Origin of the sequence: Synechococcus sp. R55.2 (assembly GCF_047462075.1) — a bacterium.
In the GTDB taxonomy this organism is placed as follows: domain Bacteria; phylum Cyanobacteriota; class Cyanobacteriia; order Thermostichales; family Thermostichaceae; genus Thermostichus.
Genome location: NZ_JANSIH010000324.1, coordinates 1 through 3,802 on the forward strand (window position 1 = coordinate 1; position 3,802 = coordinate 3,802).

The 3,802-nt window shown below is 60.3% G+C and carries 3 protein-coding genes; all 3 read left to right on the top strand.

The window, feature by feature from the left end; translation table 11 throughout:
• The coding region (locus tag NW838_RS10325) for a carboxypeptidase-like regulatory domain-containing protein (RefSeq protein WP_414427994.1) at positions 1 to 1,072 on the top strand (1,072 nt) is incomplete at its 5' end.
• A gap of 73 nt (positions 1,073 to 1,145) precedes the next feature.
• Positions 1,146 to 2,207, top strand: a complete 1,062-nt coding sequence (locus NW838_RS10330; RefSeq protein WP_414355787.1) for a carboxypeptidase-like regulatory domain-containing protein — start codon at positions 1,146 to 1,148, stop codon at positions 2,205 to 2,207.
• A gap of 349 nt (positions 2,208 to 2,556) precedes the next feature.
• On the top strand, positions 2,557 to 3,612 hold the full coding sequence (locus NW838_RS10335; protein ID WP_414355786.1) for an LLM class flavin-dependent oxidoreductase: 1,056 nt from the start codon (positions 2,557 to 2,559) through the stop codon (positions 3,610 to 3,612).
• The last annotated feature ends 190 nt before the right edge of the window (positions 3,613 to 3,802 follow it).

Sequence of the window (3,802 nt, forward strand, 5' to 3'; positions counted from 1 at the left end):
CGACCCCCTGCAGCTGGTGGAATTACACACGCGGCGATTGGTGGCCTCGCTCCGGCTGCAGGGACAGCCGACGGGTCTGGTGATGCTGGGGGAGCGGGATCTGTGGGTGGTGGCAGCAGGGATCCCAGCTTTGCGCCGTTTGCAGGATATTCAGGCTCAAGTTGGCGACGGCGGGACAGAGGTCCTGAACGGGGGAGTCCCCTCTCCAGGCAACCGCGGTGTGGTGACCGGGCGGGTGCTGGATATTGCCGGCCAACCCGTTCAGACCGGGGTTTTGCACCTGGCCGCCACGCCAACCCAACCCAGGCAAACCGTCCGCATTGCTGCCGACGGCACTTATGTGCTGCCGGAACTGCCGGCTGGCCTGTATTTGGTAGATGTGGAGGTGCCGGGTTTTCCCCTGACCAGCACCCAGGTGGAAGTCCGGGCCGGCTTTGTCTCCACTCAGGATATTCGCCTGCCGCCAGGGGAACCGACCCGCCAGCCGGAGGGCATTGGCCTTTTGCCGGATGAACCCGTTTACTCGGATGAGCTGGCCCGCCACCTCAGCATGGCCCTGAAGGAGTTGCAGCCCCAGCGACCGGTACTGCTCTTGAAGGGGCCTCTGGGGCCGGATCCCCGGTTTGAGCCGCTTCTGCCCCTCACCCAGGGCCTGACTTTGTTGGATCGGGATGAGCGCTACACCTCCGATTTGGCCAAGCTGAAGGTGATCGGGGATGCCCTGGGATTGCGCTACATCCTTTTGACCCAGATGCAGATCTCGCGGGACTACAACCGCCAGGGCAACTCTCTGCTGAATACGGCCTTACGCTTTGTGGCCCCGACGGTGCCGGTGGAAATTCCCAATTTCACCCCCAACCAGTTGCGCAGCCGCGGGGTGGTGGTGGTGGTGGACTTGCAGAGGGATCGGCCTGGGGATCGGGCTCGCTACTACGAAGCCTATGGGCGGGATGATGTGGGCGGGGATCCGATGTTTGAAGATGCGGCAGCGGGCCTGTTTCGGCTGCAGGTGCGCAACATGGTGCCGGTGTTTGTCCAACAATGGCAAACCAACAACCCCTTTTCTGGGTGAGGATCCCTGCAGCACCCGTCAGTGGCGCAAAGCAGAATAGAACCGACTGCTATTACCGGATGCAACCTTCGCCATGCCTCTTCTCTTCTTCCATCCTCTCCGGCGCAGGATCAGCTATCGCTACGCGACGCTCTCGCGAACAGGCAGTCTGGCCCTCTGCGGCTGGCTGGCACTGACTTCAGGAGCGCTGGCTCAGGCTCCGGCCACCCCCATTCCACGGTTGACGCCGTTGTTTCCCTTTCAAGACAAAGGGCAGCCCCAGGGAACGGCGCGGCTGGTGGGGCAGGTGAGCAACAGCGTGGGACAACCTGTGGCGGGGGCACAGGTGCAGTTGGAGGGCATGGAGAACCCCAATCAGCCGATTCAAACCGATGAGCGGGGCGCTTTTGAGCTAGACCATGCCCCAGCCGGGCGTTGGCTGTTGACGGTGTGGCACCCCGACTATGAAAAGGCAGAGCAGGAGATCCTCCTGCAAGCGGGCCTGACCACCCCTGTGGATGTGGTTTTGCAGGTGCCGATTCGGCCTCAACCCCGCCGTCGCCTTGGCATTTTGGGGGTGGGAGGGTTGGAGCATACCCAACTGTTGGGCCAGCGCCTGGCCATAGAGGCGGTGCGTCTGGGCTTGATCCCCAACGGCGAGAAGGTGGTGCCTCTGGACAACCGTCGCATTCAGCCCATTTTGCAGAAGGTGGGCTGGCCCATCTACGAGCTGTTTGAGTGGGATCGCCGCAAGCCGGAGGCGGTGGGCCAATTTTTCGATTACCTGGGCCTGGAAGCCATCGTCATCGCCCGCGTCGATGTCCTCACTCGACCAGCTTCGCCAACGGAGTTGAGCCTGCGTTCCCGCAGCCGCCTGGAACTGTGGCGGTTTGATGAGCAAGGCAACCTTGTGGTAGATATCCTGGCCGAGGCCAGTCGCGATCAGGTGGAGCGGAGCAACCTCAATGCTGCCGAGCTGGCCCAGCTTTATCAAATCCAAGTCACCCAAATGGCTGCTGAGGTGGGATCCCGCTGGAAGGAAAATCACCCGCTGGCCCAATACCTAGAACTGGCTCAGGGAGAAGCCCCACCCCCACGCTCCCGCCTGGACACGGCTGTGGAGCTGCGCATTCCCCCTGCCACGCCTACCCCTTAGGTTGGGAACTGCCCAAACCCATTCCCCTAGCTAACCGATTCGCGTTAGCGGTGCGGAGTACTGAAGTTGGCCTCAACAGCGGAGCAGCGATGGGATCTACAAGGGCGGGGCCAACCAAGACCAAGATATCTTCTTTATCTTCTTTTGCTTCACCTGTTCAAATCAAAGTTGTGCTCGCCGAGGCTGTTCCGGCGCTGGTTGCCTTGGCGGTGGGGAGCACATCGTTCGGGATCCCTTCCTGGCTTACCCAGTAGTGTTGCACACCATTTCCTCGCCTCTGACCGACTTAGATAGGGCAGGGGGTTTTTGGCCTGTTTCCCCAAGGGCTTTATCGAGAGAGGACTGGACGATGAGGTATCTGCAGTTTGGGGTGTTTATCCCCATCGCCAACAACGGCTGGATCATCTCGGTGAATTCGCCGCAATATATGCCAACTTTCGAGCTGAACAAGCAGATCACCCTCTTGGCGGAACGGTATGGCTTTGAATTTGTCCTGTCCATGGTGAAGTGGCGGGGGTTTAAGGGGAAAACCCAGTTTTGGGATCACGCCTTGGAGTCTTTTACCCTAATGGCGGGCTTGGCGGCGGTGACGGAAAGGATCCATCTCTACGCTTCGGTGGCTCTGCCTACGCTCCACCCTGCTGTGGCCGCTCGCATGTGTGTCACTCTGGACAGCATCAGCAAAGGACGGTTTGGCCTCAACATCGTGACCGGCTGGAACAAGCTGGAATATTCGCAAATGGGCCTGTGGCCGGGGGATGAATACTACAGCTATCGCTACGACTACGCCACCGAGTATGTGCAGGTGATGAAGCTGCTCTGGGAGCAAGGGCGTGTTTCTTATCAGGGCAAGTATTTTCAGTTGGAAGACTGCGTTTGTCAGCCTCGCCCTTCGCGGGAGATCCCGATTGTTTGCGCAGGGCACTCAGAGCGGGGTATGCGCTTTACGGCGGAAATGGGCAACCACAACTTCATCTTGGCTCCCGTTGAAGAGGCTGGTCGCATGAGCGATCGGCTGAAGGAGCTTGGCCAACGGGTGGGACGCACTGTGGGTACCTACGCTTTGTTTACTGTGGTGATGGGAGAAACCGACGCGGAAGCCGAAGCTGTTGCAGAGCACTACATGGAAGGGGGGGATATCGAGGCCCTGCTGGGCTGGAAAGGGGCAGCCAACACAGATCCGGTGGGGGTGAACGTGAAAAGCTACCAGGCAGAGGCATTTATGGGGATCCCAACCCTCATCGGTTCCTATGAAACTGTGGCAAGAGAACTGGATCGCATCGCCGGCCAAACCAGCATCGATGGGATCCTGTTCACATTCCCGGATTTTGTTGCCGATGTGCAGCGATTTGGGGAACGGGTCATGCCTCTGTTGAATTGCCGCCCGGCGCTGCAGCCGGTCTGACCACGTCAGCGGTGCGGTTCCCCCACAGCACTTTTCTCCTGAGGCCAGCTTTCCCATTGGCTATTTCTGCCGGGGATCCCCCCTGGTTGCCCGCAGGACTCTGTCCCACCGGCGCGAAAGGGCGAGCCACACCAGTTTCAAGGCCAGCCCCAGCACCTGCCAGCCGCGCAACCGGATCACCCGGGATCCC